This is a genomic window from Megasphaera sp. UPII 135-E (assembly GCF_000221545.1).
Classification (GTDB): domain Bacteria; phylum Bacillota; class Negativicutes; order Veillonellales; family Megasphaeraceae; genus Megasphaera; species Megasphaera hutchinsoni.
This window is the reverse complement of the sequence record NZ_AFUG01000008.1, coordinates 105,926-120,325: the sequence shown is the minus strand read 5'-3', so window position 1 is coordinate 120,325 and position 14,400 is coordinate 105,926. Positions and strand designations below refer to the sequence as shown.

The following is a 14,400-nucleotide window of genomic DNA, read 5'->3' as shown; positions in this document are numbered from 1 at the left end:
ATATAAGAAAAGCATAGAAGAGGATAAGGCAATTTGGCTTTTTTATTGCAGAGAGGGATATAAGGGTGAAAGTATCCTATAAAAACGAATTGTTACCACCTCGGAGCTGATATTCTGAAATTAGTAAGAATATCCGGTAGCACCGTTATCGCACTAGAGATATCGGCAACGATAAACTAGGGTGGAACCACGTGAGCAAGCTCTCGTCCCTTGGGGACGGGGCTTTTTTTATTAAGGAGGGTTTTAGTATGGCAGAAGTAATATTAAAAGATGGTAGTAAAAAAACATTTCCTGATGGTATTTCCTTGCGGGAAGCCGTTAAACAACTTAGTAATAGCTTGGCTAAAAAGGTATTGGTAGCAAAGGTAAATGGCATTGTTACAGATTTATGTGAACCTGTAGTAGATGGAACGACCGTTGAATTTTTAACATTTGAAGCACAAGAAGGAAAAGATACGCTTCGTCATACAGCTTCGCATGTTATGGCTCAGGCGATTTCTCACTTATATCCAGATGTAAAATTGGCGATTGGACCAGCAATTGAACAAGGGTTTTATTATGATTTAGATACAGAACATCGATTTACACAGGAAGATTTTGCAGCAATTGAAAAAGAAATGGCTCGCATTGTGAAAGAAAATCAACCTATTGAAAAAATAGTAGTATCGCGTGAAGAAGCGTTACAACGTTATCGTGCATCTCATCAAGACTATAAGGTAGAATTAATAGAAGATTTACCGGAAGAAGAAGTTATTTCGTTATATAGACAAGGCGATTTTGTGGATTTGTGTGCAGGCCCGCATTGTGAAACTACGGGAAGTGTTAAGGCTTTTAAATTGCTGACTGTTGCTGGGGCGTATTGGCGTGGCGATGAAAAAAATAAGATGTTGCAACGTATTTATGGGACGGCGTTTGAAAAGAAAAGTGATTTAGATGCATATGTTAAAATGAGAGAAGAAGCGGAAAAACGAGATCATCGTAAATTAGGAAAACAGTTGGACTTATTCAGTTTTCATGAAGAAGGGCCAGGTTTCCCATTCTTTCATGCCAAAGGGATGGTTGTACGGAATTGCTTACTGGATTTTTGGCGAGAATTGCATAAAGCTGCTGGATATGATGAAATTATGACCCCAACGATTTTAAACCGTCAATTATGGGAACAATCAGGTCATTGGGATCATTATCGGGATAATATGTATTTTACGACGATTGATGAACAACCTTATGCGATTAAACCAATGAATTGCCCTGGCGGAATATTAGTATATAAGAGTAATGTTCATAGTTATCGTGATTTTCCTATTCGAGCAGCTGAATTGGGATTAGTACATCGTCATGAATTACATGGGGCATTACATGGATTATTCCGAGTACGTTGCTTTACACAAGATGATGCCCATCTATTTATGTTACCAAGTCAGATGAAGAAAGAAATTTCGGGTATCATGGATTTATTTGATACGGCATATAAACAATTTGGTTTGGAATATCATGTGGAATTATCTACACGTCCTGAAGATTCGATGGGATCAGATGAAATATGGGAATTAGCAACACGGACGTTACATGAAGTGATTGAAGAAAAGAAGATTCCGTATGTTATCAATGAAGGCGATGGTGCTTTTTATGGACCGAAGTTGGATTTCCATTTAAAAGATTGCATTGGTCGTACTTGGCAATGTGGCACGATTCAATTGGATATGTTAATGCCTGAACGATTTGATGTGACTTATGTGGGTGAAGATGGACAGAAACATCGTCCTGTTATGGTTCATCGGGCTTGTTTTGGGAGTATTGAACGCTTTTTAGGGATTATTACAGAAAATTACGCAGGTGCATTCCCTGTTTGGTTGGCACCTGTACAAATTAAATTTTTGCCGATTTCGGACAAGCATTTAGCATATGCAAAAGAATTGGCACAACAGTTTAAACAAGCTGGTTTACGAGTTGAAGTTGATACGAGTAATGAAAAAATCGGGTATAAAATTCGGAAGGCCCAGATGGAAAAAACTCCTTATATGGCTGTCGTAGGGGATAAAGAAATGGCCGATCATACAATTGCTGTACGTGAACGGTCACAAGGTGATATGGGCGTAAAACCAGCGGATGAGGTGTTGGCATTAATTAAAGAACTTGCGGTTACGCGCAAGGGATAAGAAAAAAAGGTTCCCTTTTTAGGTAAGGGAACCTTTTTTTTCTGCCGTCTTTGTCTGAAAAAGTCTTTTAAGAGATTAGCACAGGATTCTTGTTGAATGCCAGCGATAACTTCGGGGTGGTGGTTGAGTTGAGGATGAGAGAGTATTTGAAAGAGTGTATGGACAGCACCTCCTTTAGGATCGGGACAGCCATATATTAGTCGGTCTAAGCGACTGTTGACAATGGCACCAGCACACATGGGACAAGGTTCAACTGTAACGTATAAGGTACAGCCGGTAAGGCGCCAACGCTGTAATGCACGACAAGCTTTTTCAATTGCGAGCAGTTCGGCATGTGCTGTTGCACAAGGAAGACTTTCACGTAAATTATAAGCCGTAGCAATGATAGTATCATTGTAGGTGATGACAGCACCGATAGGAATTTCGCCAACGGAAAAGGCGAGAGAAGCTTGGTGTAATGCTTCTTTCATATAAAGTTCATCTTGTACCATAATACATTCCTTTCACGTATATTCATTCTTTTATTATATAAAGGATGTTATAAAAAACAATATGATAGGGGAATATGGGGTTACTATGTTCGGTAAGATATAATATGTGTTATAATGATAATAATACTTTTTAATGAGAGGATATATCGATGGAATCATTTTGGTGGCATGTTTTTGATATATTAGGAACGGCTGCATTTGCTTATTCGGGGGCGTTGGTTGCCGTTTCACGTCGGATGGATTTATTTGGTGTTTTTGCTTTATCATCAGCTACGGCTGTGGGCGGTGGAATTGTACGTGATACTATGTTAGGCAATTTCCCGCCTGCCGCTTTTCGCACATCTTTGTATGTAATTATTATTGTCTTAGCGATGGTCTTAGCGATTATTACGATTCGCAATGTACAGGTGAAACGAAAATTTTCACGGATTATGCCAGCTTTTTTTTGGTTGTATACTATTTTTGATGCGATTGGCTTAGGTTCTTTTTCGGTAACAGGTACGCTTTTAGGGTGTCATTATTATCCGCAATACAGTTTGTTTGCTGTGTTATTAGGCGTTTTAACGGCTGTTGGTGGAGGCATTATACGGGATATTTTTGCGGCTAAAATTCCTTTTGTTTTTCGACGTGAAATTTATGCTACGGCTTCTTTGGTGGGAAGTACCGTTTTGACAGGATGTTTTTATACACAATGGTTATCGTTAGCGGGCGGTGCCATATTGTCATTTATCCTTACGGTCGTTATTCGTTTATTGGCGGTTACGTTTCATTGGAATTTGCCTTTAATTAGGCGGAAACATCGGCGGTCATTTTTATAAGTAGAGATAGGGGAGGTAGTAATGTGGGAATAATCAAAAAAATTATAGTTCTAGGAACGTGTGTATATATGGCACTTATAGGAGGCGTGTGGGCGAAGACGATTATATATGTGCCGCAAGATGATCGACCTGTTGATTTGGCATACACTGTTTCTACGGCACAGGCGGCTGGTTATACGATATATACCCCTTCTCAAACGATACTTTCAGGGAGGTCTTTTGTTGGTGATGCTGATGCGTTAGGGGCGTGGGTATATCAGCAAGCACCTAAGGCGGATGCGATGGTTTTATCAATGGATTCGTTGTTATATGGTGGTTTAGTGGATTCACGTAAACATAATTATTCGCTGGCACTGGTAAAACAGCGATTGAAACGGATAGAAAAGCTTCATCAATTATATCCGCAGATACCTATTTATGTTTTTAGCACGGTTATGCGCAGTCCCTGGGCAGGAGGAAAAGGCGTTGAGCCTGATTATTATCTAGTATATGGTTCTCATATTTATGGACTGGCTAGTGGGCAAGCAAAAATGGATAAGCAAGTATTGTCAGCAGCAGAAGAAGCACAATTATTTGCTCACCTGCGACAGGTGCCATTGGAATACATACAGGACTGGTATGAACGACGTGCAAAAAATATGCAAATTAACGAAAAGTTAATAGAAGCAACACAACGAGGTATTTTTGCGTACTATTGCTTGGGTCATGATGATCATTCACAAAATACCCAATCTTCTTTAGAATCAGCGTATTTAGAAGCTACTAAAAGAAACATAGATGTGCATTCGTTTGGCTCTTTTCCTGGAGCGGATCAACTTGGTTTATTGCTTATTACTCGTGTGCATAATGAGTTTATGCATCAATCGCCTAAAATTAAGTTGCTATATTCGTTAGGGGAAGAAGAGGATATGTTGCCTCGTTATGATGGACAACCGCTTGGTAATACGTTGCGAGAGCACATTGATGCGATGGGTGGTCAGGTTGTGGATACAGATAAACCAGATATATTGTTAGCGATTAATACGCCTTTTTTACGTACGGCGGGTGAAGCGTCAACAGTTGATAATATACCGGTTTTATTGTCATCGACCAAACAGTTTTTACAGGCTATACAGCAAGCTACACAACAACAGATTCCTGTTAGTGTAGTGGATGTGGGTTTTTCTAATGGGGCTGATAATACATTGCTGTATGGGTTGTATAAGCAACACTTGTTATATGCTATTGCTGCATATAATGGATGGAATACGGCAAGTAATTCCATTGGTTTTGGGATTGCTCAAGGGGTATTGTCTACGCATATGTCCACTGATTCACGGCGGGTCATGTTAGCGACACAATACTTAGATAATTGGGCATATCAAGCCAATGTGCGCGATTATATTTCGCGTATGAAAATGAAGATGAATCGATATCATATGAAGCCGTATTATGCAGATGAAAACAGAGAATTAGAAAGTTTAGCCACAGAGCAATTACAGCGATATGGCCGTATGTATCTGGGGTTACAACCAAATCAAATAGAGGTTACATTCCCGTGGCAACGGCTGTTTGAAGTGGAAGTACATATCCGACTAGATGGAAAGGCTGTTGATGAAATTAATGTACGTAAAAAATTACGAGCAGATCGTTTAGCAGCCTGCCGTAAGCAAGTTGATGTTGCACAAGCACAAGTAATGGCATATCGTAAGGCTTATCAAGAAGCAAAGGCGGCTATGTATGAAGGAGAAACGAAAGAGCGTCTTTTCCCCGTGCAAGACGATGGAAGAAAGGGTTATCGGCAGGAAGAAATAGCAACATCGCCTATCGAAGAAACGCTAGATAAGCTACGGCAAGAACAAGCTTTTTGGGAACAACAATTGGTCCTTGCGATGCAGGCGTATGAAAAGGAAAAGCAAATTCAAGTGATGTGGGAAGAGGAAGAAAAGGCACAAGTGAGTCGCACATGGCAAGTGGATTAAGTTTTTTTGTAGATATAGGGCAAGCGGATAAGTTAGGAATGATAACACCTGTATACGCTCGGTAAGCGGTTAGTGGATATTGACAAAAGAACTCTTTTTGAGTATAATTTTAGTGTGTGCAGTAAAGCACTCCCTAACATATATTGGAGGGAGGGATAGAGGATGTCCGAAATTAAAGTTGGTAAAAACGAAACGTTAGATAGTGCACTTCGTCGTTTTAAACGCTCTTGCCAAAAGGCGGGGGTACTTTCCGAAGTACGGAAACGTGAACACTATGAAAAACCGAGTGTACGTAGAAAGAAAAAGTCCGAGGCAGCACGGAAACGTAAGTTTAGAGCATAGATGTTGACACACAGAAGGTGATAAAATGTCTTTAAAAGAAATATTGCTGCAGGATATGAAAGAAGCAATGAAAGCAAAAGCGGAAGGGAAAACCGCACTAGCTGTTATTCGTATGATTCGTTCAGCCATACGGAATAAAGAAATTGATGAAAAAATTGAATTAGATGATGCTGGTGTAGGTGCCGTTATTGCGAAAGAAATGAAACAGCGAAAAGAATCGTTGGTAGAGTTTGAAAAGGCTGGGCGAGATGATTTAATTGCTCAAATAAAGGATGAAATAATGGTTTTGGAAAAATACATGCCAAAACAATTATCTCCTGAAGAAGTACGACAAATTGTTGTACGAGCTATTGCAGGAAAATCTAGCATAACAATGGGTGAAGTAATGAAACTTGTTATGCCCCAGGTACAGGGAAAAACAGACGGACGTATCGTTTCTCAAGTGGTAAAAGAACTTTTGCAACAGTCATAACAATGGATATTGCTTGACAAGATGTGTATCTTATTGTATCGTATAACATATAGAAACAACATAATATAAGACGTAGTCAAAGAAGACTTTCATTCTTTTAGAAGGAGAAGTCTTCTTTTTTTTGGAAGGAGTATATCATGAATAAAGACGAACTAATTTATGTAATTCCAGCAGGACAATATGGCAAAGAAGGTATTTTGGCATTATTAAAACAGCATCCAGAAATTCAGTTTGTTTCGTTAGTAGGGGTTGATTTAGCGGGTAATGATACGGATGAAAAAATTCCTATTTCCGTGTTTTTTGAAGATTATGATAAATTTTTTAATGCTACTGCTTGCCAAACGGATGGTTCATCTGTTGTCTTACCAGGCATTGCTACCTTGTCTAATGCTCGTGTGGATATTAAAGCTGATCCAGGGGTGAATTGGTTTGTCGATTATAATGATGAAAATATTGATAAAGGAACGGGTAAACCTGTAGGGACTCTCCGGATTCCGAGTTTTTTGCATCATGCTAGTGGATATATTGATTCACGTTCTATTTTACGCAATACGGTACAACATGTGGGCGAACAAATTCTTTCTCTCCTTAAAGAGTTTGGCATGCAAGGGATAGCTGTTCCAGTGGAAGATATTGAACGAATTGTTTTTACTACGGCGACGGAATTAGAATTTTGGGTTAAAACACCAAGTCAAGATGTAGCGAGTCGCTTATTATCGGCTTCCCAAAAATTGCAAGAACAGTATTGGCAACGTACGCATGGGGTTGTTCGTACCGCGTTGGAACAGACGATTACGCGATTGCATGATTATGGTTTACAACCAGAAATGGGGCATAAAGAAGTAGGGGGTATTAAAGCACATATTGATGATTCGGGAAAACTTATTTTTGTCTTGGAACAGTTGGAAGTGGATTGGAAATATTCGCATGATCCCGTACAAACTGCTGATAACGAAATTCAGGCACGGATTATTATTCGTGAAGTATTTAGAGAAAATGGTTTAGATGTTACATTTCAGGCGAAACCAATTCCAGGTGTGGCCGGTAGCGGTGAACATACGCATGTAGGCATTGGGGCGGTCCTCAAAAATGGTAAGGTGGTAAATTTATTTAATCCGACTGATATGAATAAGGAATTTTTATCACCCTTGGGATATGGGGCATTAATGGGGATATTAAAGCATTATGAAGTAATCAATCCCTTCGTTTCTTCTACGACAGATTCATTGAATCGGTTAAAGCCAGGATTTGAAGCACCTGTGTGCATCGTAACTGCTTTGGGAGGGGAAAGACCAGATGTGCCAACGCGTAATCGGAGTGTATTGGCTGGGTTAATTCGCAGTGTCGAAGCACCTTTGGCAACTCGTATTGAAATGCGTGCACCTAATCCTTTTACAAACACGTATATTGCGATAGCCTTGTTCTATTTAGCTGCATTGCATGGGATTGATTATGTTTTGCGAGCAAATAAAACGTCGGCAGAATTATTGCAAGAATTATCTAAAGAGCCAGGTGAAGAAGCAACTTATTTAGAGAAAGATAGGGCTTATCGTTCGGAAGTAGATGTATTTGAACATTTTAATGAAGCAGAACGTAACGCACGTTTTGGCAAAGCACCAAAAACGGTTTGGGAAAATTTTAAAGCATTAGATATATATCCAGAAAAATGGGATGATTTAGTATGCCCAGCTTTTGAACGGCGGATTATGGAATCATTCCGTTTGGGGGCTTTAAATCGTTGGGCTTTGGAATTACAATATCGTATTATTCCGGAAAATTTAACGAAAGTAATTGGGGCACATAAATTACATGATGATAATGATGGCAATCAGTTAGAAATAAATCGATGGATGAAAATTAATGCATTACGTACGGAATTAGGCCGGGATACAGAATGCGGTTTATCTATTTTTTCTCGTATTAAACAAGCCTTGAATGAAAAAAATTATGATGAAGCTTCTGATTTAATGGCTATAATGAGTGATAAAATGGAAGAATTAAATGAATTGTACTATGAATATTCTCATAATGCTTTTTAATGTGTAAGGGTACGGTATTGGAATGATTGTTACGAGATAGATTTGTGGGGTAGCTTTTGGTACATATACCGTTAAGGTTGACAGTAGGTTTTACCTTTTTGTATAATAACAACATCATCATGGACTGACGGCAGTGGAATAACCACAGGGATCATGATTGTAAATAGCCGACCGTCTAGGCAACTGTCTGGATGGATCGGCTTTTTTGAGATATAGGAGGTTTTGACGTGCAGATAAAAAGTGACATAGATATAGCCCAACAAGCTGTTTTAGAACCGATTATAAAAGTGGCAGCGAGTGTAGGGATACAAGAAGATGAAATAGAACTATATGGACGGTATAAGGGAAAATTGTCTTTTGGTGCGATGAAACGATTATCTCAAAAGCAAGATGGTAAATTAGTGTTAGTGACATCTATTAATCCGACTCCTGCAGGAGAGGGAAAAACGTTGACGACTATCGGGCTTGCTCAGGGATTACAGGCGTTAGGGAAAAATGCGGTCGTTGCTTTGCGTGAGCCTTCGATGGGTCCCGTTTTCGGTATGAAAGGGGGAGCTGCTGGTGGCGGTTATGCACAAGTGTTACCGATGGAAGATATTAATTTACATTTTACGGGGGATATGCATGCTATTACGGCAGCGAATAACCTATTAGCAGCTGCGATCGACAATCACTTGCAACAGGGAAATGAATTGAGATTAGATAGTCGGCGGATTGTCTGGAAGCGTGTGTTAGATATGAATGACCGTGCATTGCGGCATACGGTTATCGGGATGGGCGGCATGAATTCGGGGATTCCGAGGGAAGAACATTTTATGATTACGGTTGCCTCTGAAATTATGGCAATTTTATGTTTAGCAACAGATATAGCCGATTTAAAACGGCGTATGGCTGCAATTATTGTTGGCTATGATATGGATGGAAAGCCTGTACGGGCAGAACAATTACAGGTAACTGGTGCAATGGCGGTACTTTTAAAAGATGCAATCAAACCGAATTTGGTGCAAACGATTGAGCATACGCCAGCACTTATTCATGGGGGACCTTTTGCCAATATCGCTCATGGCTGTAATTCTATTATGGCGACTAAGATGGCATTGAAAATGGGCGATATTGCAATTACGGAAGCTGGTTTTGGAGCTGATTTAGGAGCAGAAAAATTTTTCCATATCGTTTGTGCAAATGCGGGGTTTGCACCACATGCAGTGGTAGTTGTCGTGACTGTACGTGCTTTAAAGATGCATGGCGGCGTAGCACGTGATGCTTTAGATCAAGCAAATGTTATTGCCGTGCAAGCGGGTTTGGCGAATTTGGCCAAACATATAGATACATTACGACAATTTGGTGTTCCCGCTATTGTTGGGATGAATCATTTTGCCGCGGACACAACGGAAGAAGTTCAAGCGATTCAAAATTGGTGTGATGCACAGCATATTCCGATGGCCTTGCAAACATGTCATCGTGATGGCGGTAAGGGCGGCCGAGCATTGGCACAGGTTGTCATAGATGTTTTACAAAAACAGGACAAGGCTTCTTATCAGCCATTATATGATGTACATGATTCGATAGAAAATAAAGTACGAGCAATTGTACAAAAGGTATATGGTGGTAAAGACGTGGCTTTTTCGGCACAAGCTAAAAAAGAAATACAACAATTGGTAGCGTTAGGGAAAACTTCTTTGCCGATTTGCATGGCGAAGACACAGTATTCTTTGTCTGATGATCCGCAGGCTAAAGGATCTCCACGAGATTTTGTGATTACGATAGATCAAGTTCGGCTTTGTGCAGGCGCAGGATTTATTGTGTGCCAAACAAGAAATATTTTAGTTATGCCAGGCTTACCTAAAGTCCCTGCTGCTAATGGGGTTGATATAGATGAGAATGGAAAAATTGTGGGGTTGTTTTAATGATAGATGTAGAAAAATTTAAAGACGTATCGGTAGAAACATTTTTAGATATGGTTGGATCTGATGCACCTGCTCCTGGTGGAGGCGGAGTTGCTGCATTGATGGCAGCTTCTTCGGCTGCACTTATTGAAATGGTAGCTAATTTGACGGTTCATAAAAAAGGATATGAACAGATACAAGCAGAAGTACAAGCGATAGGAGTTGCGGCTCACGCCATTCGTAAATCTGCGGTTGAGGGTATTGCAGCGGATGGGAAGGCGTTTCAACAGGTGCTACAACAGTTAAGACTACCGAAAGAAAAGGCTGAACGAGATGCTCTGGTGCAACTTGCTTTTCGAGAAGCAGCTTGTGTGCCTTTTTACTTGGGCAAACAGATGATCGAGTTATTACGATTAGCTGATAAAATTATGCTTATCGGGAATACATGGGCTGTTACGGATGCGATGATTGGTGCTATACAAGCACGAGCCGCAATGCGTGCTGCTTTTTATAGTGTGCAGATTAATTTGAAATTCATTCGTGACGAAGCTTTTGTTTATTCTATTAGGGAACAATTAGCCACAGCAGAAGTACAGGCAGAACAATTAGAAAAGAAAATAGAACAACGATATCAAGAACAGGGATAGAGATGGTTCTTGCGTATGAAATAAAGAAAAACGCTATTCAATTTATGAATAGCGTTTCTCTTTGGTTTCTCTTTGGTTTCTCTTTGGTTTCTCTTTGGTTTCTCTTTGGTTTCTCTTTGGTTTCTCTTTGGTTTCTCTTTGGTTTCTCTTTGGTTTCTCTTTATGGGAGTGGTAAGTTTATCTTAAAATGCATTTACGATTTGTTTGTAATTGTCGTTTAAGTGGGTAATAATGGTATCGTATAATGCGTAGACTAAATCCAGATTTACTGTATCTGTTTCGTTAATGATGCAAAGATCTAAGGTGATATTACCTTCCGTATCGATGACATATTTAAATGCTTTGTAAGAACCATTGTATTCATTTAATAAGGTGTATAGTGCGTTCTTATTTTTTTCATTAACTGCATTAGGAGCAATAAAGACACGAATCATACTATATACACTGTCATCTAAAACAAAGATGGTATTAAATTCAGTGCCTGTAATCACTAATTTTGATCTAAAAAGGACTGTATGTAGTTCATCGTTTTTTAATTCTTCTACACTAAAATCGTTGATTTTTTTTTCGTCTAATGCTTTTTTAAATGATTCCGCTTTTTTATTCATGCTACAACTCCTTTATTTTTTATACACTTAGTATAGCATATTTCTTTTAAATATAAAAGTGATATTTACTATTATATTTTATTAGCATCGTTGTTTAGTGATACGTTGTTAGTTAGGACTAGATTTTATGCAAATATATTGATATACTATTTACTGGTGATTATCATTATCTAAAAGTCAAGGGGGGGCTATTTGTGAGAAAAGTTATTATTGGTATTATTGTTGTAGTGGTAATCGGCATTATTGCAGGTATTACACATGTGTGGCAAACGCAGTCTTCTGCATCGGTAGAGGCGATGCAAACGGTAACGGACAGTACGGGAACACAGGTAGATATACCTACACATCCTAAGCGGGTCGTATTTTTAAATCCGTCTAATTTAGACTTGTTTGTTGCTGCTGGCGGTGCTGATATGATTGTGGGTAAGCCTAAGTCGGAAGCATTTTCACCAGAAGTAAAGCAAGCGGTGGCTAATGTTACTGAAATAGGAATTATTCATTCGCCTAATGTTGAAAAAATTTTGTCATTGAAACCTGATTTAGTAATTGGAGTTAACGTTCCATTTCATAATCAAATTAGAAAAACCTTAGCAGATAATGGAATTCCATTGTATATTAATTCGTTAGATAATTATGAAGATACGGTAAAAACGCTTACATTTTTTGGCACATTGACAGGAAAAACGGATCTGGTAAAACAAAAAATTGATGAATTGAATACTAAGGTTCAGGAGATTGAAAAAATTAAGCAAGGAAAAAAGAGTCCTAAAACATTGATTATTTTTAGTTCACCCGCAAGTAATAACATGGCTACGGGGAAGAGTTTTTCTGGAGATATCTTACATCGTTTAGGTGGAACGAATATTGCTGATTTTGATACTTCCTTAAAGGGGGCGTATGTACCACTGAGTATGGAATATGTGGTTAAACAAAATCCAGATACGATTTTTATCATTTCGATGGGCACATCAGAACAAATGAAAGCACAATTACGGGGACAGATGAAACTTAATTCGGCGTGGAATCAATTAAAAGCGGTTCAAGAAAATAGAGTATTTGATTTACCAATGAATTTATTTACCGTTAACCCAGGCAGTCATATTGGTGATGCCATGGTATATATGGCAAATTGTTTGTATGGTCAGGGAGGAAAGTAAGGATGACGAAAGCGATACAGGATCGGCGCGAAATGATACGCTGGGCTACGCTTTTTGCAGGCGTTGTGTTTTTGTTTTTGGCAATGTTGTTTGCTGTAGCAATAGGAGCTGTACATATTCCTATTACTGATATTTTCAAGTCCTTTGCTGGAAAAGGTGATATCGAAACATTTCGCATTATTTATACGTTGCGTTTACCGCGGGTATTATGTGCTACACTGGCTGGTGCTAATTTAGCCTTGTCTGGCTGTATTTTACAAGGGATTTTGCGAAATCCTCTAGCTGATCCTGGGATTATTGGCATTTCTGCTGGTGCAGGGTTAGCCGCAATGTTTTTGATGTTAGTGGCACCAACCTTAACTGCATTTGTTCCCATGGCTGCATTTGGAGGTGCAATTGCAGCTGCGGTGATTGTGTTTGCTTTGTCTTGGAATCGCGGCATTAATCCGTTGCGATTGGTGCTGGCAGGTGTGGCTGTAGCGGCTTTTTTTGGCGGCGGCATGACGGCATTATCCGTTTTCTTTTCCGATCGTATTCAAGGGACGGTGGCATGGCTAGCGGGCGGGTTTGCTGGCAGTAGTTGGGAATATGTACGTATGATCTTTCCTTATAGTCTAATCGGTATAGTGGGGGCATTGTGTAGTTTTCGGCAACTTAACGCCTTGCAGTTAGGTGATGAAGTAGCCAAAACATTAGGTGTGCATGCCGAACGTACTCGGACTATTTTGGTTGCTTTATCGGCATTGTTAGCAGCATCAGCCGTAAGTGTAGCAGGCTTGCTTGGATTTGTCGGACTGATTATTCCGCATGTTATGCGATTACTTATTGGTTCGGATTTTGAAACGTTATTGCCAGCCTCTGCGTTATTTGGTGCGGTATTGGTATTAGTAGCTGATATTGTTGCCAGAACGGTATTGAGTCCGATGGAAATTCCTGTGGGCATCTTTATGTCTTTTGTAGGGGCACCCTTCTTCTTGTATTTGCTAAAAAGGAGGATGAATAAGTATGAATAAGTTGTTTGCCAAAAGCATCAGGCTGGCCTATGGTTCAAGGGTGATCGTACAAGATTTGACGATTTCCTTAGATAAACCGGAAATTATATCTATTATTGGGCCGAATGGTTCGGGAAAGTCAACATTGTTAAAAGCATTGGCAAAATTATTGATACCGACGCAGGGGGCAGTTTATCTGGATGGAAAGGATTTACAAGAGATTTCTGTTTCATCCTTGGCAAAGATTGTTTCAGTTTTACCGCAATCGGTGCAGGCCCCAGGGGATATGACGGTACGGGAATTGGTACGGTATGGAAGATTACCGTACCAAACCATTTTTTCTTCTCTTACGGAAGACGATAATCAAGCGATCAATAAGGCCTTGCATAATACGGCTATGTGGGATTTACAATATGCGCAATTGACATCAATTTCAGGTGGTGAACGGCAGCGTGCTTGGCTTGCCATGGCATTAGCAAAAGAACCAAAGATTTTATTATTAGATGAACCAACGACATATTTAGATATCCATCATCAATTAGATTTGATGGAATTAGTCATGAATCTATATAAAGAATTAGGCATTTTGGTAGTTATGGTTATGCATGATCTCAATCACGCCGTGCGTTATAGTCATCGGTTGGTGGCATTGAAAAACGGCAAAATTGTGGCTGATGGCAGTGTGGAGGAGGTGTTTAAGGCGGAAATATTGGAACCGCTTTATGATATTAAAGCCATCGTTACAACCGTAGGAAGTGGAGAACATATACAACGTATTTGTTTACCTTATGCAACATAAGTTGGTATGCCACTATGTTTGTGTATAATATA

Annotated in this window: 12 protein-coding genes, 1 pseudogene, 1 riboswitch and 1 other annotated feature; of the genes and pseudogenes, 11 read left to right on the top strand and 2 right to left on the bottom strand. The window is 39.5% G+C overall.

Going from position 1 to position 14,400, the window contains the following annotated elements; all coding sequences use genetic code 11:
- The first annotated feature begins 5 nt into the window (after positions 1–5).
- Positions 6–214, top strand: a binding site (T-box leader).
- A gap of 34 nt (positions 215–248) precedes the next feature.
- Complete coding sequence (gene thrS / locus HMPREF1040_RS01940) at positions 249–2,156, top strand: threonine--tRNA ligase (protein WP_007392175.1); 1,908 nt, start codon at positions 249–251, stop codon at positions 2,154–2,156.
- Positions 2,157–2,188: 32 nt separating this feature from the next.
- Here thrS and tadA read toward each other — a convergent pair.
- A pseudogene (tadA, locus tag HMPREF1040_RS07810) lies at positions 2,189–2,647 on the bottom strand (tRNA adenosine(34) deaminase TadA); the annotation flags it as partial.
- Positions 2,648–2,796: 149 nt separating this feature from the next.
- Here tadA and HMPREF1040_RS01930 point away from each other — a divergent pair.
- The 7 genes from HMPREF1040_RS01930 (at position 2,797) to HMPREF1040_RS01900 (ending at position 10,812) form a co-directional block, all read left to right on the top strand.
- Positions 2,797–3,465 (top strand): trimeric intracellular cation channel family protein, encoded by a 669-nt coding sequence (locus HMPREF1040_RS01930; protein WP_007392187.1) that lies wholly within the window; start codon positions 2,797–2,799, stop codon positions 3,463–3,465.
- 23 nt (positions 3,466–3,488) lie between these two features.
- Positions 3,489–5,426, top strand: coding sequence for a DUF4127 family protein (locus HMPREF1040_RS01925; RefSeq protein ID WP_007392252.1), 1,938 nt, complete (start codon positions 3,489–3,491; stop codon positions 5,424–5,426).
- A 162-nt stretch (positions 5,427–5,588) separates the two neighbouring features.
- Positions 5,589–5,768, top strand: coding sequence for a 30S ribosomal protein S21 (rpsU, locus tag HMPREF1040_RS01920; protein WP_007392176.1), 180 nt, complete (start codon positions 5,589–5,591; stop codon positions 5,766–5,768).
- 25 nt (positions 5,769–5,793) lie between these two features.
- Entirely contained in the window at positions 5,794–6,240 is a 447-nt protein-coding gene (locus tag HMPREF1040_RS01915) for a GatB/YqeY domain-containing protein (protein ID WP_007392244.1), read from the top strand.
- A gap of 137 nt (positions 6,241–6,377) precedes the next feature.
- Entirely contained in the window at positions 6,378–8,279 is a 1,902-nt protein-coding gene (locus HMPREF1040_RS01910) for a glutamine synthetase (RefSeq protein WP_007392188.1), read from the top strand.
- 111 nt (positions 8,280–8,390) lie between these two features.
- A riboswitch (ZMP/ZTP riboswitch) is annotated at positions 8,391–8,467 on the top strand.
- Between the two features lie 45 nt (positions 8,468–8,512).
- A complete protein-coding gene (locus tag HMPREF1040_RS01905) occupies positions 8,513–10,186 on the top strand; it encodes a formate--tetrahydrofolate ligase (RefSeq protein WP_218015432.1) in 1,674 nt (557 codons plus the stop codon).
- The gene (locus tag HMPREF1040_RS01900; protein WP_007392171.1) at positions 10,186–10,812 is read left to right on the top strand and encodes a cyclodeaminase/cyclohydrolase family protein; all 627 of its coding nucleotides are present in this window, start codon (positions 10,186–10,188) and stop codon (positions 10,810–10,812) included. Before HMPREF1040_RS01905 ends, HMPREF1040_RS01900 begins: the two co-directional genes overlap by 1 nt.
- A 182-nt stretch (positions 10,813–10,994) precedes the next feature.
- Here HMPREF1040_RS01900 and HMPREF1040_RS01895 read toward each other — a convergent pair whose 3' ends face one another.
- Positions 10,995–11,420 carry a YbjN domain-containing protein gene (locus HMPREF1040_RS01895; RefSeq protein WP_007392210.1) on the bottom strand — a complete coding sequence of 142 codons (426 nt, stop codon included), beginning with the start codon at positions 11,418–11,420 and terminating at the stop codon, positions 10,995–10,997.
- A 194-nt stretch (positions 11,421–11,614) separates the two neighbouring features.
- On the opposite strand from HMPREF1040_RS01895, the gene HMPREF1040_RS01890 reads away from it, so the two are divergent.
- The 3 genes from HMPREF1040_RS01890 to HMPREF1040_RS01880 are packed head-to-tail and all read left to right on the top strand — an operon-like array spanning position 11,615 to position 14,368.
- Positions 11,615–12,577 (top strand): ABC transporter substrate-binding protein, encoded by a 963-nt coding sequence (locus tag HMPREF1040_RS01890; protein WP_007392173.1) that lies wholly within the window; start codon positions 11,615–11,617, stop codon positions 12,575–12,577.
- Positions 12,578–12,579: 2 nt separating this feature from the next.
- Positions 12,580–13,590: an iron ABC transporter permease gene (locus HMPREF1040_RS01885; RefSeq protein WP_007392240.1), complete on the top strand. Its 1,011-nt coding sequence runs from the start codon at positions 12,580–12,582 to the stop codon at positions 13,588–13,590.
- Positions 13,583–14,368, top strand: coding sequence for an ABC transporter ATP-binding protein (locus HMPREF1040_RS01880; RefSeq protein ID WP_007392138.1), 786 nt, complete (start codon positions 13,583–13,585; stop codon positions 14,366–14,368). Before HMPREF1040_RS01885 ends, HMPREF1040_RS01880 begins: the two co-directional genes overlap by 8 nt.
- Positions 14,369–14,400: the final 32 nt, after the last annotated feature.

Bases quoted from the DNA above. Each gene is read 5' to 3' on its own strand.
- thrS (WP_007392175.1), top strand. From the start codon at position 249: ATGGCAGAAGTAATATTAAAAGATGGTAGTAAAAAAACATTTCCTGAT.
- HMPREF1040_RS01930 (WP_007392187.1), top strand. From the start codon at position 2,797: ATGGAATCATTTTGGTGGCATGTTTTTGATATATTAGGAACGGCTGCA.
- rpsU (WP_007392176.1), top strand. From the start codon at position 5,589: ATGTCCGAAATTAAAGTTGGTAAAAACGAAACGTTAGATAGTGCACTT.
- HMPREF1040_RS01915 (WP_007392244.1), top strand. From the start codon at position 5,794: ATGTCTTTAAAAGAAATATTGCTGCAGGATATGAAAGAAGCAATGAAA.
- HMPREF1040_RS01910 (WP_007392188.1), top strand. From the start codon at position 6,378: ATGAATAAAGACGAACTAATTTATGTAATTCCAGCAGGACAATATGGC.
- HMPREF1040_RS01900 (WP_007392171.1), top strand. From the start codon at position 10,186: ATGATAGATGTAGAAAAATTTAAAGACGTATCGGTAGAAACATTTTTA.
- HMPREF1040_RS01895 (WP_007392210.1), bottom strand. From the start codon at position 11,420: ATGAATAAAAAAGCGGAATCATTTAAAAAAGCATTAGACGAAAAAAAA.
- HMPREF1040_RS01885 (WP_007392240.1), top strand. From the start codon at position 12,580: ATGACGAAAGCGATACAGGATCGGCGCGAAATGATACGCTGGGCTACG.
- HMPREF1040_RS01880 (WP_007392138.1), top strand. From the start codon at position 13,583: ATGAATAAGTTGTTTGCCAAAAGCATCAGGCTGGCCTATGGTTCAAGG.